18 protein-coding genes and 1 other RNA gene are annotated in these 17,014 nt (G+C 30.6%); 2 read left to right on the forward strand and 17 right to left on the reverse strand.

Features of this window, described 5'->3' with window-relative positions; all coding sequences use genetic code 11:
- Positions 1-197 precede the first annotated feature (197 nt).
- The 4 genes from ssrA to trhA all read right to left on the reverse strand — a co-directional run bounded on the left by ssrA (position 198) and on the right by trhA (position 2,485).
- Positions 198-566, reverse strand: a transfer-messenger RNA (tmRNA) gene (gene ssrA / locus FC55_RS09790).
- A 66-nt stretch (positions 567-632) separates the two neighbouring features.
- On the reverse strand, positions 633-1,292 hold the full coding sequence (locus tag FC55_RS08285; protein WP_003705796.1) for a ribonuclease H family protein: 660 nt from the start codon (positions 1,290-1,292) through the stop codon (positions 633-635).
- 112 nt (positions 1,293-1,404) lie between these two features.
- On the reverse strand, positions 1,405-1,740 hold the full coding sequence (locus tag FC55_RS08290; protein ID WP_003709751.1) for an ArsR/SmtB family transcription factor: 336 nt from the start codon (positions 1,738-1,740) through the stop codon (positions 1,405-1,407).
- A gap of 118 nt (positions 1,741-1,858) precedes the next feature.
- Entirely contained in the window at positions 1,859-2,485 is a 627-nt protein-coding gene (trhA, locus tag FC55_RS08295; RefSeq protein WP_003701541.1) for a PAQR family membrane homeostasis protein TrhA, read from the reverse strand.
- A 133-nt stretch (positions 2,486-2,618) separates the two neighbouring features.
- Between trhA and FC55_RS08300 the strand changes: the two genes are divergently transcribed.
- On the forward strand, positions 2,619-3,131 hold the full coding sequence (locus FC55_RS08300; protein WP_003701542.1) for a DUF1836 domain-containing protein: 513 nt from the start codon (positions 2,619-2,621) through the stop codon (positions 3,129-3,131).
- A 50-nt stretch (positions 3,132-3,181) separates the two neighbouring features.
- Here the strand turns inward: FC55_RS08300 and FC55_RS08305 are convergent, their stop codons facing one another.
- The 9 genes from FC55_RS08305 to FC55_RS08345 form a co-directional block, all read right to left on the reverse strand.
- Positions 3,182-3,871, reverse strand: coding sequence for a VIT1/CCC1 transporter family protein (locus tag FC55_RS08305; protein WP_003701544.1), 690 nt, complete (start codon positions 3,869-3,871; stop codon positions 3,182-3,184).
- Between the two features lie 17 nt (positions 3,872-3,888).
- Positions 3,889-4,590 (reverse strand): VIT1/CCC1 transporter family protein, encoded by a 702-nt coding sequence (locus FC55_RS08310; RefSeq protein ID WP_003701545.1) that lies wholly within the window; start codon positions 4,588-4,590, stop codon positions 3,889-3,891.
- A 115-nt stretch (positions 4,591-4,705) separates the two neighbouring features.
- A complete protein-coding gene (fba, locus tag FC55_RS08315) occupies positions 4,706-5,572 on the reverse strand; it encodes a class II fructose-1,6-bisphosphate aldolase (protein ID WP_003701546.1) in 867 nt (288 codons plus the stop codon).
- A 126-nt stretch (positions 5,573-5,698) separates the two neighbouring features.
- Positions 5,699-6,355 (reverse strand): phosphate signaling complex protein PhoU, encoded by a 657-nt coding sequence (phoU, locus tag FC55_RS08320; protein WP_003701547.1) that lies wholly within the window; start codon positions 6,353-6,355, stop codon positions 5,699-5,701.
- A 12-nt stretch (positions 6,356-6,367) separates the two neighbouring features.
- The gene (pstB, locus tag FC55_RS08325; protein ID WP_003705789.1) at positions 6,368-7,123 is read right to left on the reverse strand and encodes a phosphate ABC transporter ATP-binding protein PstB; all 756 of its coding nucleotides are present in this window, start codon (positions 7,121-7,123) and stop codon (positions 6,368-6,370) included.
- A 9-nt stretch (positions 7,124-7,132) separates the two neighbouring features.
- The gene (gene pstB, locus FC55_RS08330; RefSeq protein WP_003701550.1) at positions 7,133-7,927 is read right to left on the reverse strand and encodes a phosphate ABC transporter ATP-binding protein PstB; all 795 of its coding nucleotides are present in this window, start codon (positions 7,925-7,927) and stop codon (positions 7,133-7,135) included.
- 4 nt (positions 7,928-7,931) lie between these two features.
- Positions 7,932-8,822, reverse strand: coding sequence for a phosphate ABC transporter permease PstA (pstA, locus tag FC55_RS08335; protein WP_003701551.1), 891 nt, complete (start codon positions 8,820-8,822; stop codon positions 7,932-7,934).
- Positions 8,822-9,739: a phosphate ABC transporter permease subunit PstC gene (gene pstC, locus FC55_RS08340; protein ID WP_003702917.1), complete on the reverse strand. Its 918-nt coding sequence runs from the start codon at positions 9,737-9,739 to the stop codon at positions 8,822-8,824. The genes pstA and pstC overlap by 1 nt, the downstream gene beginning before the upstream one ends.
- Before the next feature lie 10 nt (positions 9,740-9,749).
- Positions 9,750-10,604 carry a phosphate ABC transporter substrate-binding protein gene (locus FC55_RS08345; protein WP_003701554.1) on the reverse strand — a complete coding sequence of 285 codons (855 nt, stop codon included), beginning with the start codon at positions 10,602-10,604 and terminating at the stop codon, positions 9,750-9,752.
- A 176-nt stretch (positions 10,605-10,780) separates the two neighbouring features.
- Here FC55_RS08345 and FC55_RS08350 point away from each other — a divergent pair, with 176 nt between their 5' ends.
- On the forward strand, positions 10,781-11,377 hold the full coding sequence (locus FC55_RS08350; RefSeq protein WP_162853479.1) for a ClpXP adapter SpxH family protein: 597 nt from the start codon (positions 10,781-10,783) through the stop codon (positions 11,375-11,377).
- 89 nt (positions 11,378-11,466) lie between these two features.
- On the opposite strand, the gene pepF is transcribed toward FC55_RS08350, so the two are convergent.
- The 4 genes from pepF to FC55_RS08370 form a co-directional block, all read right to left on the reverse strand.
- Complete coding sequence (gene pepF / locus FC55_RS08355; protein WP_011475734.1) at positions 11,467-13,284, reverse strand: oligoendopeptidase F; 1,818 nt, start codon at positions 13,282-13,284, stop codon at positions 11,467-11,469.
- A gap of 97 nt (positions 13,285-13,381) precedes the next feature.
- Positions 13,382-14,281, reverse strand: a complete 900-nt coding sequence (locus tag FC55_RS08360; RefSeq protein WP_004563828.1) for a competence protein CoiA — start codon at positions 14,279-14,281, stop codon at positions 13,382-13,384.
- A gap of 48 nt (positions 14,282-14,329) precedes the next feature.
- The gene (locus FC55_RS08365) at positions 14,330-15,091 is read right to left on the reverse strand and encodes an adaptor protein MecA (RefSeq protein WP_004563829.1); all 762 of its coding nucleotides are present in this window, start codon (positions 15,089-15,091) and stop codon (positions 14,330-14,332) included.
- Positions 15,092-15,194: 103 nt separating this feature from the next.
- The gene (locus tag FC55_RS08370; RefSeq protein WP_004563830.1) at positions 15,195-16,841 is read right to left on the reverse strand and encodes a phosphoenolpyruvate carboxykinase (ATP); all 1,647 of its coding nucleotides are present in this window, start codon (positions 16,839-16,841) and stop codon (positions 15,195-15,197) included.
- Positions 16,842-17,014: the final 173 nt, after the last annotated feature.

Raw genomic sequence — 17,014 nt, forward strand, 5'->3', positions numbered from 1 at the left:
TTTGTGTTATTTTCTATAACTTGCCTATAACACTTAAAAATATTCATACATGCTAGAGTGATCAAAATTCAAGTCTAAATATTATGGATAAATTTAGATGTCAAAAAAGGCACTGAAATGACTTTAAAAAATCTAATTCAGTACCTTGATGATATTTCAACGATATCTAATCGTCAAAACTTTGATATAAGAAAGTTATATGGAGATGGCGGGAATCGAACCCGCGTCCAAGCATATCGCCACCTAAACCTCTACGTTCATAGACATACTATTTAAAATTCATCAGCAACAGCGCCATATGTCAGGGCAAACGTCACTAACTAGCATGAAAATCTCTTTTTACTTTCTCACGCCGCAAAAGTAAACGTAACCTACTAAATTATATGACCTCACCTAGCACGTAGGTAATACTAGCTAAGATCTACACTAAAACTGACTAAGCAGCTAAAGCGTAAGAGTTATTGTTATTTTTTGCAGTTATATTTTAACTGAGCGTTTTTAGGTAGCCGCAACCTACCAAACGCAATTTAAGCTCGACCTATACCTGTCGAATCCTAAACATCCCCGTATATGCAAGAATAATTATAACATATACAGATATCTTATCAAGATAAAAACATTAGCATAACAGGCTAATCCATTTGATCCATAGTTTTATTTAACAACTCATCAACTAAATTATTTCCTTCATCATTGGCATGTCCCTTTGTCCATTGATAATCTAAATTTGGAAATTCTGGCAATAATCTGCTAATTTCCATCCATAATTCCTTATTCTTAACACCAGTTCCCGCAGAAGTTTTCCAACCATTTTTCTCCCACGATTGTAACCATCGCTTAGTAATAGCATCTAAAACATATTTTGAATCAAGAACTACCAAAATTTTTTCATTTTGTAACTCTCGTTGTTTCAAATCCAATAATGCCTTCTTTAAAGCCATGATTTCCATCCTATTATTAGTACTTCCATATTCTCCATCAGTATCACTAATTATTGAACCTTGATATTTTATTAGATATGCCCATGCAGCTTTATCGTTTTTCTTTACATGCTCTCCTTTTTTATTTCCATGATTTCTAGAACCACCATCCGTATAGACAATAACACTATAACTCTTTCTTCTATTTTCATTACTACTTTTAATTTCTTTCAACCAATTATCTGCTTCTTGCTTACTAATGAAACTTTTGAACTCCGCTTTTGGAAAGCCAGATACTTGTTTTTGACATTCTGCCCAAGTAGTGAAAATTCCAGTTTTCCTTCCCTTTTTTACAGCATAAAATTTACCCACTAGATAAACCTCCATTTTCATGATGTACAATTATTTTAACACAAAAAAAACTAATTACTTTTATAACTAAGGTAGTCGCTTAATATATAATACGTAATTAGCTTTATAAAATCTATTCTTCTAACTCTAATCTTAAATTTCTTGAAATATTCTCTAACTTTTCCAATGGTTCTTGTAAAGTTAAATAGTAATAACTCTGCAGACCATCTTTACGATACGCCACTATTCCAGAATCTCTTAATATCTTGAGATGATGCGAAACTGCAGGCTGTGTTATGCTCATATTATTTGTAATGGCTGTTACAGTCATGCCAGATTCTAGGTTACCAAATAGCAACACAATTATTTTTTGCCTATTCCTATCAGCTAAAGCATTGATAATGTCAAAATTTTCTACAAAATTATCTAATGCTTCATTTTGTACTTTGCTCAATTGACTCACTGACATAATGCTCACCCTTTCCTCCATAGAAAATTCCTATTCCTAAGTTAAGGATAGCATTTAAATTAATTTATAGCAAGCGTTTTCAGTGATTTAATTTAATATTTTTCTTATTATTTTAATTTTAAATATAACAATATATCGAAATAAACATTAATATTGATCCTAACATTACAAAAATATGCCAAAAAACATGTGCATATTTTATCTTAGGAATACTATATACCAGTGCTCCAAGTGTAAAAGTTATTCCACCTGCAACTAGTAAACCTAATCCTATCTTGCCTAGTGATAAAAATAATTCTTTCGCCCCTAGTATACAAAGCCAACCCATTACTACAAAAATAATTGTTTCAAATACCTGTTTTCTTTTAGAAGCTAAAATATGATATAGAATACCTAGTATTGACATTAACCAAATCATTATCATTAATATCAATCCTTTTACACCTTTTATCGCCAACATGCAATACGGCGTATAAGTACCTGCTATCAATAAAAATATTGAACAGTGATCAAAAATTTGGAAAACTCTCTTAGCTTTCGTAAAATACAAGCAATGAAAAAGCGTAGAAAATAAATACAATAAAACTAGTGAGCATGTATACACTATATATGAAAAAAGTGTTATTGAATTAGTATCTATCCCCTTTAAAATTAATAAAACCATCCCTAGAATACTGAGGATAATTCCAATTCCATGAGTTATTGCACTCCATATTTCATTTTTTATTTGCATTTTTCTAGTCATTATACATCACCTCATAGATTATGATACCATCATATGCATTAAATTTCCATATAATCTAGACTTTAAGTCTATATATAGCAGAAATTTATTCATCATATATTTATGCTATAATATAGTAAAAGGAGGATTATCTATGTCTAGTAGAATAAATGATGAACTCAAATTATCGTTGATACAATTTAATGATATTTATCTCCCTATGTGGAAAGAATTTCCTGATTTTCAAGTATATATGGATCAACTTGTAAGTCTCGGTAACAGATATTTAAAAGATTTAAGCGATTCAGAATTAACACCTTCCATGATTAATAGTTATGTAAAAAAAGGATTGATGCAAAGACCTGAGAAAAAAAAGTACGATGCTAGTCATATTGCTGAGCTTTTAGTAATTTCTCTTCTAAAAACTATCTATCCACTAGAAGTAGTAAAGAACTGCATTAATGAAATTTTAAAAGAACAATCTGTAGAGCAAGCATATAATTCTTTTGCAAATCTATTTAATGATACTTTACATAATATCGAAAATTCTTCTTACAACTTCATTGACACATCTAATACGTTAGAATTAACTGAAAAATTTGCCATTAGAGCTGTTATATGCAAACTTGTTTCTCAAAAATTAATAGATTCTTACTATAAAAAATAAAAGATGTCATAATCAAAAATCTTTACTGATAATTGATTATGACATCTTTTTTAAATTAATTGTCCAACATAATAGTGAATCGCCATTGTTATAATTCCAACAACTATATTTCTTAACACTGCATATTTAATATTACTCTTTCCTAGTTTAGCACTAATCATTCCTGTCAACCCAACAGAAATTATTACTGCTAAAATCGTAGCCAACCATCTACTATTGCTAGGAGCATAAGTCATTGCTACTAAAGGAAATAAACCACCCAATGCTGCAGAAAACATCGATGACCAAGCTGCCATCCATGGATTCAAATACTGTCCCATATTAATTCCATGTTTAATATTAACTAAAGTAGCAACTCTATCTTCCTTCTCCATTAATTGCTTGGCAATCAAATTTGCTGTTTGCAAAGATACTCCTTTATTTTGATAATATTGTTTAACAATATTAATTTGTTCTGAGTAGTTATTTTTAAGATTTGTAGCCTCTTCTTCAACAGCTGATTTTTCGGTATCTCTTTGAACACTTACAGATGCATATTCACCAGCTGACATAGACAAAGCACATGCTACCAAGTCAGCTAAACCTGCAATCAAAATAGTAAATCTATTGGAAGTAGCAGCACCTACACTAAAAAGAACTCCAACTACGGTTAAAATACCATCATTAGAACCTAATACTCCTGCTCTCAATACATTCATTTTTTCTTCCATTGTCGCTTTCTTTTTTCTCTTATTTAACATTTTTGTCACTCACTTTACTATAAGCTAAACATTACACCGATAAAATATGTTACTATCATTGTCAGCATACCAGAAATAACATTTCTAATAGTTCCATGTAATTTGCTAGAATGGCTCAATTGTGCTGCAAAATATCCTGTAAATACTAGAGATATTATCACTGCTAACATAGTTCCAAAAATACGATATTGAACTGGGAAAATTAAAATTGATAGTAACGGCAATGTTGCTCCCAGTGGAAAAGAAATCATCGAAGCAATTGCTGCTGCATAAGGATTAGTTTTTTCATTTAACTCAAAACCATATTTTTCTCTGACAATAGACTTTAATGGATCCCTGTCCATCATTTCTTTAGTCGCCTTGTGAGATAATTCTTCTGAAATTCCAGCTTTTAGTAACTTATTTTTTATAAATAAAAATTCTTTTTGATAATCAGTATCTAATATTTTCTTTTCTCTCACAACAGCTGCCACTTCTGCATCGCTCTGAGAATGAACCGAAACATATTCACCCATAGCCATAGATATTGTTCCAGCTAACATTCCAGCTAATCCAGATATTAAGATAGCAAATGATGAACTAGCAGCACCAGCAACACCTAAAACAATGCCAGCAACAGAAATGATACCATCATTAGCACCCATAACTGCTGCTCTCAATACGTTAATCTTTTGTGCCAAAGTAATACTCTTTTGTTTTGTGCTATCCAAATTGTCCATCCCCTCTTATTAATTTAGAAAAATTATAACATAGTATTTATAATAATTCAATAATATATAAAAAAGCATATAAAAAAAGAGCCGTATAAACGACTCTTTAAAAAAGTAAATAAGATTATTTAACTTCTGGTGTACCTAACCAGCCAATGATTTCCTTAACTGTGTCAACGATAGCTTCTGAACCAGGAGCAAGTAACTTACGAGGGTCATAACCCTTACCTTCTTGGTCTTTACCAGCTTCGATGTACTTACGTGTTGCAGCAGCAAATGCAAGTTGGTTTTCTGTGTTGATGTTAACTTTAGAAATACCCATCTTGATAGCTTTTTCGATTTGTTCTTGAGGAATACCAGAACCACCGTGTAATACTAATGGTGTATCGATTGCATCTGCAATTTCTTGTAAGCGATCAAAGTGTAGACCTTTCCAGTTTTCTGGGTATGGTCCGTGAATGTTACCGATACCGCAAGCTAAGTAATCAACGCCTAAAGCAGCAATTTGCTTAGCTTCTTCAACGCTAGCTAATTCACCTTCACCAACGATTCCGTCTTCTTCACCACCGATAGAACCAACTTCAGCTTCAACAGAGATACCTTTAGCATGTGCTAATTTAACGATTTCTGCTGTCTTTTCTAAGTTTTCTTCAAATGGCAAATCATGACCATCAAACATAACTGATGAGTAGCCTGCTTCGATACATTCCTTAGCAGCTTCATAGTTACCATGGTCTAAGTGCATAATAACAGGAACAGTGATGTTCATTACACGTATTTCTTCTTCAACTAACTTCTTAACTAACTTGTAGTCACCCATGTACTTAGCAGCACCCATTGATACTTGGATCAATACAGGTGTGTTAGTTTCTTGAGCAGCCTTAAGAATAGCACGTGTCCATTCCAAATTATTTGTGTTGAACGCACCAACAGCATAGTGACCTTGACGAGCTGCGTTAAAGATTGCGTTACCGTTTACGAATACTGACATTAAAAACAGCCTCCTAAAAATTACATCTTAATTACTCTTCTGAGTACGTCTTTATTTTAACATACTTTCGACATAAATTACCAAATAATTAAGCTTTTTTCATTATTTTTACTTAAATTATGATTATTAGAACGTTAATTCTGTAATTTTTCCTTCTTCTTCATAAACTATCCACTCTGCTAAGTTTGTTATATAATCATTTATTCTTTTAATATGTGCAATAATACTTAAATAATCTATACCTTCTTCTGCAAAGTTTGCATCTTCTTTTATTGCATTAATTGATAGTTTCCTGATCTCATTAATTTTTTCTCTCTTTTCCTGATTCTTTTTAGCAATCTCAACGGCGCCTTTTTCATCAAACTTAGCAAACATACTTACTATCTTTACTAAATTTTCTTGCGTTTGTTCACTAACTTCTCTTATCAAAGATTCAATTTCAACATTTCTTCTTTTAACATTGATATTTCTTACTGCCTTGGCAACATCTACCGCATGATCTCCAATTCTTTCTACATCAGAACTAGCTTTTAAAATCGCTATTACTTTTCTTAAATTTGTCGCAACAGGTTGCTGCAAAGCAATTAACTGACTAGTCTTTTTTTCCAATTTTATTTCTAAATTATTAATTACCTCATCATGTTCGATAACTTTATTAGCCAATTCTAAGTCGTGATTTTCGAAAGCTTCCGTTGCTAACTTTATTGCTTCTGCAGCTTCTAATCCCATTTCAATAAAATCTTGATGCACAATCTTTAACTGTCCTAAAAATTTTCTATTCATTAATAATTCTCCTTATCCAAATTTTCCACTTAAATAGTCAGCTGTTTGTTCTTTATCTGGATTTAAAAATATCTTTTTAGTTTTATTACTCTCAACTAAATTACCACTTAAAAAGAAAGACGTTGTATCTGATATTCTTGAAGCTTGTTGCATATTATGTGTTACCATAATACATGTATAATTATCTCTAAGGGTTAGTAACATCTCTTCTATTTTTTCTGTTGAAATCGGATCAAGCGCACTTGTTGGCTCATCTAGTAAAATAACCTCTGGAGCTACAGCAAGTACCCTAGCAATACAGATTCTTTGCTGTTGTCCTCCGGATAAAGCCAAGGCATTTTTATTTAAATTATCCTTTACTTCTTCCCAAATTGCAGCTTGTTTCAAACTTGTTTCTACTTTTTCATCCAAAATTCTCTTATCTTTTATACCAGCCATCCTTAATCCATAAGTAACATTATCGTAAATAGAAAATGGAAAAGGATTAGGTTGTTGGAAAACCATACCTATTTTCTTTCTTAATTCAACCAAATCTATTTTTTCATCATATATATCTTGATTCTTAAATTTAAATTCGCCTTCTATTTTTACATTTTCTATCATATCATTCATTCTATTTAAAGTTCTTAAGTACGTTGATTTCCCACAACCAGATGGCCCAATTAATGCATGTATTCCCTTATCTGGAAAGTCCAAAGTTATTCCCTTAAGAGCTTCCTTACTTCCATAATATAAATGTACATCTTTAGTTGTTATTATTTTTTCCATAAAGTTCACCTATCCAAAGTTTCCTGAAATGTAATCTTCTGTCAATTTTATTTTAGGATTTGTAAAAATATTCTTTGTTTTGTTATATTCAATGACATTTCCTAAATGGAAAAATACTGTGTAATCACTAATTCTTGAAGCTTGTTGCATATTATGAGTTACAATTATCAAAGTATATTTTTCCTTTAATTCTAATAATGTTTCCTCTATTTTAGCTGTTGATATCGGATCTAATGCACTTGCAGGCTCATCTAATAGTAAAATATCAGGTTTCATCGCAATAGCTCTAGCAATACACAATCTTTGTTGTTGTCCCCCAGATAAAGCTAGTGCACTCTTATTTAAATCATCTTTAACTTCATCCCATAAAGCAGCTTGTTTCAAACTTGTTTCTACTATTTCAGCTAGCTTTTCTTTATCTTTTATTCCGTTTTCTTTTAATGCAAAAGTTATATTTTCATATATTGATTTTGAAAAAGGATTTGGTCTTTGAAAAACCATTCCAATATATTTTCTCATCTCATAAACATTTATTTTAGGAGAATTTATGTCGATTCCTCGATATAAGATACTTCCCTTAACATCTGCTACTCCTTCATTCATACGATTTAAAGAGCGTAAAAAAGTTGATTTTCCAGATCCTGAAGCACCGATTAAAGAAGTAATTTTATATCTTTCAAATTGTAAATTTCCATCAAATAAAGCTTGTTTTTCTCCATAAAAGATGTTCAAATCCCTTGTTTCTAATGCCTTTTCTTTTTCATTTAACTGCAAAATATATTTATCTTTTAAATTATATTCCATATTTTTACCTCGCTGATGTTAATTTACGATATAAATAATTACCTAAGTATCGAGCTGATAAATTAAATATCAAAATTGCAATAATTAAAACTGCTGAAGTTCCTGCTGAAATTGCGTTTGCATCTGGCATAATTCCTTCTGAATTAATTTTCCAAATGTGAACGGCTAGTGTCTCAGCTGGACGCATCAAGTTTAACGGACTAGTTTCATCAAAAATATTCCAATTAGTAAAATCAACAGCTGGCGCACTTTGACCTGCTGTATAAATAAGTGCAGCTGCTTCACCAAAAACTCTCCCAGCACTCAAGATAACGCCTGTGATAATTCCCGGCAAAGCTTCAGGCAGAATTATTTTAGTGATAGTTTTCCACTTAGATAATCCTAATGCTAATCCACCTTCTAATTGTAGATTAGGGACAGCTTTAATAGACTCTTCTATATTTCTTGTTAGTAGTGGTAAATTAAAGAACGTTAAAGCAATAGCTCCTGCTAATATTGAAAATCCTATTTGCATTTGGACCACGCAAACTAAAAATACGAATAGCCCAACAACTACTGATGGTAACGAGCTTAAAATTTCTATCACCATTCTAATTAGCGATGTTATTTTATTTTTTGCTGCGTATTTAGCTAAGTATATTCCTGCACCCAATGATATAGGAAACGATATTAATAACGTTAATATCAATAAATAAAAAGAATTAAATATTTGGACGCTAATTCCCCCACCTGCTGTAAATGCCTTTGAAGGTGTTACTAAGAACTTCCAAGAAATATGTGGTACTCCTGAGATTAGAATTTTTCCTAGTAAGAAAACTAATATTAGTACAACCATAGCAGCAATTAGCTTTATTATCGCCATTGCAACATTATTTTGAAACTTTGTATTTTTCATTACTTAATATCCTTTCTTCCAATCAATCGAACAATTAAATTAAAAATCAAAGACATTGCTAATAACACTAAAGCTAAAGACCATAAAGCATTATTTCCAACTGTACCCATTACAGTATTCCCAATTCCCATAGTTAAAACACTAGTTAAAGTCGATGCTGGATTCAATAAGCTAGTTGGCATTAATGATGCATTTCCTATAACCATTTGAACCGCTAATGCTTCACCAAAAGCTCGTGCCATTCCAAAAACTATTGCTGTTAAAATACCCGAAGTAGCAGCTTTTAAAGTCACATGAAACATTGTTTGCCATGGAGTAGCACCTAAAGCCAATGAAGCAGAACGATAATGCTTAGGTACTGCTTTTAAACTGTCGACTGTTAATGAAGTAACTGTCGGTAAAATCATTACAAACAAAACTACTGCTCCAGCTAAAATACCGTATCCCGTACCACCAAAATTTTCTCTGATAAAAGGAACAACCACGTTTAATCCGATAAATCCATAAACTACTGATGGAATTCCTACTAATAATTCAATAACGATCTGTAAAATTTTCTTCATCTTCTTTGAAGCCAATTCTGTTATATACAAAGCCGTTCCTATAGCAAAAGGTGTTACAAAAATTGCAGCCAGTAAAGTTACACCAAATGATCCCAAAATCATTGGTAATGCTCCTACTTGCGGATGTCCTTTTTCATTCATACTTGGATTCCAATTAGTACCTGTAAAAAAATCTTTAACTTGAGCATTATTTTCCGTAAATGTTGCAATTCCTTTTGAAAAAATAAAGCCAAAGATTGCACTTACAATCAGCAAAATGATAATAATACTTATTGATACTAGCAACTTTCCAAATATTTCTTGATAAGTTGCTTTTGAATTTTTCTGAATTTTTTCTCTAATTTCATCTCTCATATAAGTTTCCTCATTTCTGAATTTCTTCAATATTTCCGTTCTCATCTTTCTGAACTTTCATATCATGAATTGTAATGTAGCCTAAAGTTTTAACTAGATTTTGTTGAACTTCTTTTGTATAAATATAATCAATAAATTTCTTAACTTTTTTATCTACCTTTTTCTTTGTATACATATGTTCATATGCCCAAATTTTCCAATCATTATTTTCAACATTTTTTGCATTAGGTTTTACATTATCTATACTTAATTTTTGAACATCTTTATTCAAATAAGGAAAAGCTAAATAACTTATAGATCCCGGTGTAGCAGCTATCATTTTTTGTACTGTTCCACTTGAATCTTGTTCTTGTGCTTTAATAGCACTTTCACCTTTTAATACGTCGCTTTCAAATGCTTTTCTTGTTCCACTTCCCTGAGCACGATTAATTACAATGATTTTTTGATTCTTTCCTCCAACCTGTTTCCAGTTAGTATATTTACCTGTAAAAATTCCTTTTAATTGCTCCATAGATAAATTATCTATACCTACTTTCTTATTAACTACAGGTGCAATACCAACAACAGCTACTTTATTATCTTGTAATTTTTCAGCTTTAATTCCTGGTTGTTGCTGTGCGAAAATATCTGAATTTCCAATAGCTACGGCTCCTGCTTGTACCTGACTTAGGCCTGTTCCTGAGCCTCCACCTTGAACAGTTATTCTTACTTTAGAATGATGTTGGAATTCTTCTGCTGCCATTTCTATCATTGGTTGCATTGCTGTTGAACCAACAATAGTTATATTATTGTTTTTTTTACTTGCACATCCTGTCATCAAGGTTGCAATTAATAAACTTCCTATAAGAATTTTTATTTTTTTCATTATATTGTCCTCCCATTTGCTCAATTTAATTATATCTAGTTAATGTAAAGAGCCTTGGGTGCTTTTGTAAAGGATATGTAAAGACGAAAAAACAAAATCTTTGAAATTTCATTTATTTTTAGTTAAAGTATACTTGAATAGAGCGAAGGTTTTAGGAGGCAACCAATGTGTTAGATATGTATCTATTTATTAACCCATTAGGTAGTACATGCTACCATACTGAACAAAACATATTAAAATTAGGTGATTCATTGAATGAAAAAATTAACTTCAATTTTGTTCCTTTAATGAATTTCAAAACTATTAATGATGTTATGTGTCGCATGAATATTCCACTAAATAATGTTGATATACGTAATAGACTATCTGAGAATATTTATCATTCATCTATAGATTTTAAAGCTGCCTCTTTTCAAGGAAAGAAGAAAGGACGGAATTTCTTGCTAAATGTGCAACAACTTGTAGTTAATGATCAAAAAGATTATAATTTTGAAACCATTAAATTAGCTGCACAAAAAAGTGGGTTAGATTGGGATATTTTTGAACAAGATAGACATTCTAAATTAGCAATAGAAGCTTTTAAACAAGATCAAGAATTAGCTACCGAAATGAATGTAACTGAACATCCTACAATTGTTGTTTATGATTGCTCAGCTAATAATAATTCTGCGTATTCTTTTTCTGGTTGTGAATCATTAGATGAAATAAAGAAAGTCTTACTCTCACAGAGACAACAAAATAGTAGTGGAACATCTATTATGAAACTTTGTTAAACTAATTCTTATTTACGTTCAATTGATACTATAACAAAAAAAGATTGGTAATCATTAAATTAATGATCTCCAATCTTTTTTATTTATATTTATTTTTCTGACAATAATGTCTCTAATTGATTTAATCTTTCTTCAAAAACTTTAAATGCTTTCTCCAAATATGAAGAATCTGTCATATCCACACCTGCATCTTTCATGACTTCCAATGGATATTTACTACTACCAGCTTTTAAGTAAGTTAAATATTTGTTTAATTTATTTTCATCGCCAGATAAAATATTTTCAGCTAAAGTAGTTGCTGCTGCAAATCCTGTCGCATATTGATAAACATAGAAATTATAATAAAAATGCGGAATTCTAGCCCACTCTAAAGCTATCTCAGGATCGCTTACTACATCATTGCCATAATATTTCTTATTTAATTCTAAGTAATATTCAGAAATTGATTTAGCAGTTAGTGGTACTCCTTTTGAATTCTGTTCATGAATCCATTTTTCAAATTCTGCAAATTGTGTTTGACGATATACCGTACCTTTAAATCCATCTAAATAATGATTTAAAATATAGATTAATATCTCTTTTTCATCGTTATTCTTTAATAGATAATCCGTCAAAATATTTTCATTAGTAGTTGAAGCTATTTCTGCCAAAAATATTGGGTAATCTCCATACTGATAGGGTTGATTATGACTAGTGTAATAACTATGCATACTATGTCCCATCTCATGTACCAAGGTAAAAAGATTTTCTAAATTATCTTGCCAATTTAATAAGATATATGGCGGAGTATCATAAACTCCTGATGAATATGCTCCACTTCTCTTTCCTTTATTTTCAACTACATCTATCCAACGATTTTCAAATGCTTCACTAACGTGCGTTAAATAATCCATTCCCAATACTTCAAGTGCCTTTTTTGCTTCAATTTGCGCTTGAATATAATTATAAGTAAGCTTACTATCTTCAGTTAACGGTGTATACATATCATACATATGGAGTTCATCGACACCTAATATTTTCTTTCTAAGCTTTACATAGCGATGTAATAATGGAAGATTTTTGTGTACTTGTTCCAGTAATACATCATAGACTTCTGTTGGAATATGATTAGATGTTGTGGCAGCTTCTCTAGCATCTTTATAATTACGAACTCTTGCTTTAAAGTTATGCACCTTAACATTTCCAATTAATGTTGTCGCCATTGTATGCTTAAATTGGTCATAAACACTGTATAATCCCTTGAATGCAGCTTTTCTAACTTTCCTATTTGTAGATTCTATTAATTTTCCATAAACACCATGCGATAATTGAATATCATCACCATTATCATCTTTTACTATTGGAAACTTTAGATCTGCGTTGTTTAAAATGCCAAAAACATTTTGCGATGTCCCAAAGATATCACTAGCTCCAGCTAATAAAGACTCACTTTTTTTATCAAGCGTATGCTTTCTCATGACCAACATACTCTCAATTAAATGTTCATACTGTTTTAATTCTTTTTTTTCTACAAAATATTGCTTTAATTTATCTTCATCTAATTCTAGTAACTCAGGTTCGAACCAGGATATAGATTCTGAAAATTCAGCAGCTAATGCATCAACCATTTCATTATATCCTTGATACTTAGCGTTTGTAGTATCTTGATCATTTCTCATACTTGCATATACATAAACTTTTTCAAATTTCCTATTAATACTTAAGAAATTTTCAATGATTTGTAAAAATCTTTGACTACCTTGATCCATTGTACCTTGTAATTTTCTGAAGTTCTGTACCTCATCTTTTACAGTTTGGTATTCCTTTTCAAACTCTTCATCACTTTTAAATACTTTTGTTAAATCCCACGTTAATTCTTCTGGAACTTCATTTCTCTGAAGTAATCTTTTTGCTTTCTTTTCAGACATAAAATTCACTTCTTTTCTTTTATTTGATGTATTCATCTCATACATAAATATTAAAAGAAAATATATGTTTTTTCAAATTTTTTAACTTACCTTTTATTTAATCAATGTTACTAAAATTGATGAATGGTAATTGATAATAGAGTTCTATATCTTTTAAATTCAACTTTTCGTACATTTTTTTAGTGAATATATATTCCTTGTAAATTGGATAAGTATATTTTTCGCTTGAAATTTCTTCGTATATTTCTTGTAGTATATATCCATGGGTATAACATATTACTTGTAACTTTTTAAATTTATTCGTCGATTGCAAACAATTTCTATAAAAACAATTTTTTTGTCGTTTTCTCTCTGATATAGACAATAAATTATAATTCTTTATTCTATTTTGCTTAAAGAAATCTTGTAATTCCTTCCAGCTATTTACTTTTTTTCTATAAAAGCGGACTGGTAAAAAGTCAGCTTGTTGAATATGGTAATAAACCTCCATATTTCTTTGTTCTACATTAATATAAATTAAGTAGAATCCTAGATTTTTATGCCATCGTATAAATTGTGCTATTTGTTGTGTTAATCTCTTTCTGATCAAATGCCTCTTGCCTAAAAACCAAAAGAAATCATAGCCTTCACTTATATATCCTTTAGATCTTTCACTCATTCTTTCTACAGATATTGGCGAACATTGAAACTCAAAAGCTTTATTATTACACAAAATATCAGGTCTTTGATGTAATGAAGTCAAATATGCTTCTATTTGTGGATTCTTTCCTTCTTTTCTTAACCATGTCATTAATAATTTCTTTCCTCTTAAATGTTCTAATGTTTCACCTTCGGAAAAAATATCACAAGCATGCTTTTTATGTGCAAAATGACTAACTCTTAATTTTCCACATCTCAATATCACTTGCCCATGGCAGCCTGAACAATAATATTTTCTTCCTTTTTTAGCCATATTTGCTTCTACAATATTATTTTTTTCATCTTTAGCATATATCAAAAAATCCCCTCCTACGTGAAAATACGCAAGAAAGGGATTTTATTTAACTTATTTAAAATAATACCGAGCTAACTCTAACGCTGTCTGCCCCATCACTAATTTTCCTCTTTCTTTTAAAAGAATCGGAGAAATCTTAGAATTCTTTCCATATTCAAAAGAGAGTGAAATTAAATCCTTTGCAGATTCTTCAGAATAGTTATCATCAAACAATACCAATTCAAGGTAGTATTTTTCTTGGTAAGAATACAAGTTAGAAACTCCACCTTCAATTCTTAAAACATGCGCTAATTGAACAAAATCTTCAAATGTTGAAAATTCTACTACAAACACATATTTCTTTTTTGTATCGTCATTTAAATACTGAATAACCTCGTCATCATCTATTTTAGATCTACGACTATAATCTCTATTTTCAGCAATATTCCGTGAATTTTCGATACTATTTTTAATTAAATTCAACAACTCATCACTAGAGGAATCTATATCCTTTTTTACATCCTCTGTGTCTTCTACAGTTTCATTCTCATTTTCAGTTTCTTTTTCTCCATCTTGATCTGTGATATCATCAGGATTTACTTTAGTGATAAATATCTCTAGACCACTTTCTTTATTAGGTACTAATTGAAATGTTACTGCATCATTTTCCCTAAACTCATGTTCAACATCTACTTCATCTAAAATTTCATAAAAGAAACTTTCAATCTCTTTCTGGTTTCCTAGCAGATCCAAGAATTTTATTCCCCGAGCTGTTAAATCTTCATCATCTAATACTACACGAATAGTATTTTCATTTATTTTTTCCATTTCCATAAAAGCTCTGCCTGCCTTTCCGACTACTATTATTTACATAGTAACAAAAAAAAGGGGAAAAAACTACCAAAAAGACCATCTAGAGAATTTTATCCGTTATTGTTTAATTTAATTCATTAATTAAATTACTTAAACAATCTTTTATTTCAGCTGGTAATGGATTATCAGGATGGTTTCCCTCATACTTTTCAATCCATTCCAGTCTAATTTCTAATCTTCTCTTCAATTTCTCAGTGTAACTCTTATCTTTAAAATCAACTGGATATTTTTCAAATGGTAAGTAATACATTCCATCTAAAGAACCAAATTTTTCCCAATTAACTTTTTCATTAGCTATATCTTCTAAAATTTGTAAAGTTATCTCTTTATCAATATCCACACCATTATAAGATGCTGTATTCACTATATAACCAGATACATTACGTTTTTCAAATAACTCTTTAAAGTCACGATAATCTTCGGCTAATGGATATGCACGAAATGGATTAGCAAAAGGCTCAATTACAAGAGAATTTCTATCAGCATTTACTACATTTTCTGCTGTTGATCTCTTAGTAGCTAATGTTATTCCAAAAGTTGCTGCTAACGTCGGATTATCTAACTTAACAACAGGTGGAAGACTATCATCTTTCATAATCCAAAAAATAGAATCTATAGGTGCATTTTCTTTATCCACCCTATTCAATGAAGCATATCTTGACTTAATTGTACGACCATTTCCATTACGTAAATCTTCAGTTACTAAAACTCGCTTATTTTCCTCATTTAACGTTACACCTACATTCATAACTGTGGTAAAGTAGCTTGCTTCTTTTGAACCAGGCATATAATCATTAGTCTTATCAAAATAGGCTGGTTCTAATGCAACTGAACTTCCATTTATTCTTGAAATTACAAAAGCGTCATCATGAAGAACATCAATATCATATTTGCCACCATGTTTAGCATGAGTTAATGTCGATTTTCCTGAGCCAGATAGTCCATAGAATGCAAAAACTTTATCATCTTTGTCGTCAAATCTAAATACTTTTTCTCCACCATGTGAAGCTGTGTATCCATGTCTATGAGCTATTGCCCAAGCTAATGTTAATGTCGCTTTTTTTAGTTCTCCAAAATATCTTAAACCTAATATTGCAGCTACATTATGTTCGGCATCAATTATTACTAGGCCATTAGGATAGTTTTCATCTTTAAATTCAGGATCAGCATAAATAAAAATGTCTCCTTCTTCATATTTATGAGAAGCTTGATACATTTTTTCATATTCTGAAGTTACTGGTTGAAAATTTAGCATATATGATAACATATTAAATTCATAACCTTTTGGGACAGCAAGGTGTGATTTTAACATAAAATCTTCATCTAATCCTACATAAACTTCTGTCTTATAGAATTTTCTGTCACTAGCTTCAAAAATTGCATCTCTAAGAACTCCTGCTAATTCGTTAGTATCTTCTCCTAAATGCCCAATAATATGTCGTGCAGCTGCTGTTCTTCCAACAATTTTTCCATGATTATTTACTAACATTTTAGAATCTACTGGTAACCCTAATTCTTGGGTATGCTTTATTGGAACATCTGTCACAATTGTACTAGGACAATTTTTTGCTAAATAATATGCTTTTGAAATATCTGTTACTCTTTCAAAATTGTTGCCATAAAATGCTGTTTCAACAGTCGTTCTAATTTGTGAAAGGAGAGGATTCTTTTTATTAATATCTACTTCTTTATAATGACTAATTGTACTCATAATTATCACCTCATTGTTTAAATAGTTTTTTATAATACGCTTTCATTCTATCACAATATACTATATTAAACAAAACTGTTTTAAATTATATAAATTAATACAAATAACAAAAAAGCCTTAGTTATAAAAACTAAGACTTAAACACAGATACCGGTGATCGGGGTCGAACCGAT

This window comes from Ligilactobacillus salivarius DSM 20555 = ATCC 11741 (genome assembly GCF_001435955.1).
Classification (GTDB): Bacteria; Bacillota; Bacilli; order Lactobacillales; family Lactobacillaceae; genus Ligilactobacillus; species Ligilactobacillus salivarius.